Origin of the sequence: Rhizobium sullae (genome assembly GCF_900169785.1) — a bacterium.
GTDB classification, from domain to species: Bacteria; Pseudomonadota; Alphaproteobacteria; order Rhizobiales; family Rhizobiaceae; genus Rhizobium; species Rhizobium sullae.
On record NZ_FWER01000148.1, the window covers coordinates 1 to 1,872 of the forward strand.

Here is a 1,872-nt window from a genome sequence, read left to right on the forward strand (position 1 = left end):
ATACAAGCCGGGCATTGGCCGGATCCTTCAATAGCGCAAAGATCAGCCCTACCGAAAGCCCGAGGGCCGCAATTAGCGGCAGCCACATGCCGCGGGCTTTGGGGAGAAAGGCTATCGGTCCGGTCGCTGCGTTCAGGATCATGATCCGTTTCCGCCGCCGTGGCTTGTGCGCGAAAGCGCGGCGTCGCCTATTAGGCCTTGATCGACGCTTGATCAAACCTGCTTCATCAGGCGCCGCATTGATCTGTCTCAACGCCGCTGCACGAAACTATGCGGATTGCGGAATAGGTGAGCTCTTTGGCGCACGCATTTGCGTTACATCAATGCCGGATCTGCCTCGAAAAGAGATAACAAATCAGAAAGGCGGCAAGTCCGCGAGAGGAGCAAGAGATGACTGCACAGTATTTTCTTCCGCTGGCGACGTATCCCGATTCAAGTTCCGGACTGATCGTTTCGAACGCTGTAACCTTTGCTGAGTCCTGCGGCGCAAATCTCCATGTGTGTACGATAAGGATCGAGATTCCGCACATCCCCAACGCATGGTCTTCCTTGCTGCTGGATACTCCAAAGATGATCGAGCAGGCAGAGATGTTGAGCCGCGATCGCGCGGCAACGCTGATCGCAGCCGCAACGAACCTCGGAGCAAACGCAAAAATTGGGCTCTCTACACGAGAGGTCAAAACGATCTTGCCCTTGATGCACGAAATGGCAGCAACGGAAGCGCGTTTTTTCGATCTGACTATTCTCGAATGTGTTGCGGAGGTTCCGGATACGCGCAGTGTCGCTGAAGCAGTGATATTCGGCTCTGGCCGGCCAGCCGTGATCTTTCCCAATAAAACCTTTGCAGGACCGATTGACCATCTGGTCATAGCTTGGGACGGAAGCCGGGCCGCCGCTCGGGCAGTCAGCGATGCGGGCCTCTTCATTCGAAAGGCCCGACGGGTTTCGGTACTGACTTTGACCGGCGAAAAGCCGCTGCAGGAAACAAGCGGAGCGCGCCTCGCTGAAATCTTGGTCTCGAGCGGGGTCAATGCAGGCGCAACTGTTGCCCGATTTACCTCGTCATCGATTGGCGCAAGCATTCAACAGGCCGCGCTCAATCTGGGTGCTGATATGCTGGTGATGGGAGGATTCGGACACTCGAGATTACGCGACTTTGTCCTCGGCGGAGCCACCGACGGCGTGTTGGAGGAGCCTCTTTTGCCTGTCCTGATGTCACATTGATGGACACTGTTCCGACGTCCCAACACCCTTCAGCGCGGCAAGCAAGCACACCAGGATGCGCGGAAGAGGGAATTCGCCCATCAGCGAATTTAAGATGAGCCGGGCTCGCACTTAACGTCGCATCACTCGCCTCTCAACGCCTCGCCAATTGCCTTGGCGAGGTCGGTCTGGCGGTAGGGCTTGCGCAATACTTTCAAATTCTCTCCGCCGAGCCGGTCGGACTGGACCAGTTCCTCTGCGTAACCTGAAGTGAGCAACGCCTTCAGTCCGGGATAAAGTTTCCGGGCTTCCTGACAGAGCTGGTAGCCGCTTATCGAGCCGGGCATCACCAGGTCCGTAAACAACAGGTCGATGTTGGGATTAGACGCCAACATGGTCAGCGCCTCCGCTCCGTTCTCCGCTTCAAGCACGCGGTAACCAAGCTGCTTTAGACGGGCAACAGTTAGACGCCGAACGCGGTCGTCGTCCTCCACGGCAAGAATGCATTCGCCGTCGCCAGACATGGCGGTGACATCGGGAGAATTTGCCTCAATTGCCGCATCTGTCGTCACGTGCCTCAGCAGATAGATGTTGACGGTCGTTCCCTTGCCTTCCTCGCTATAGATGCTGGCATGGCCACCTGATTGTTTGGCAAAGCCATAGATCATC

Annotated in this window: 2 protein-coding genes; one reads left to right on the forward strand and one right to left on the reverse strand. The window is 56.6% G+C overall.

Features of this window, described 5'->3' with window-relative positions; all coding sequences use genetic code 11:
- The first annotated feature begins 390 nt into the window (after positions 1-390).
- A complete protein-coding gene (locus BN1800_RS39380; protein ID WP_087006323.1) occupies positions 391-1,224 on the forward strand; it encodes a universal stress protein in 834 nt (277 codons plus the stop codon).
- A 122-nt stretch (positions 1,225-1,346) separates the two neighbouring features.
- Here the strand turns inward: BN1800_RS39380 and BN1800_RS39385 are convergent.
- Positions 1,347-1,872, reverse strand: a 526-nt coding sequence (locus BN1800_RS39385; protein WP_087006326.1) for a response regulator, incomplete at its 5' end; no start/stop codon positions are given.